Origin of the sequence: Bacillus sp. SIMBA_005, from assembly GCF_046535585.1 — a bacterium.
Classification (GTDB): Bacteria; Bacillota; Bacilli; order Bacillales; family Bacillaceae; genus Bacillus; species Bacillus pumilus.
The window spans coordinates 1-241 of the sequence record NZ_JAWRWI010001070.1; the positions used below are offsets into that span (position 1 = coordinate 1).

Here is a 241-nt window from a genome sequence, read left to right on the forward strand (position 1 = left end):
TTCCCTGTCATTTCAATAGGTTGTGACACCCCTAATAATTCTAACATGGTTGGCGCCAAATCGGCTAAAATGCCACCATTTCTTAACATTAAATTTGGTTTTGTCACAATTACTGGAACAGGATTTGTTGTATGAGCTGTCATCGGTTCCCCTGCTAACGTAACAACCTCATCAGAGTTACCGTGGTCAGCTGTAATAATAGCTGCACCGCCTTTTACCAGCAGGGCATCTACTACTTTCC

Annotated in this window: 1 pseudogene; it reads right to left on the reverse strand. The window is 42.7% G+C overall.

Annotation, left to right across the window (positions count from 1 at the left end):
• A pseudogene (locus tag SB660_RS23410) lies at positions 1 to 241 on the reverse strand (2,3-bisphosphoglycerate-independent phosphoglycerate mutase); the annotation flags it as partial.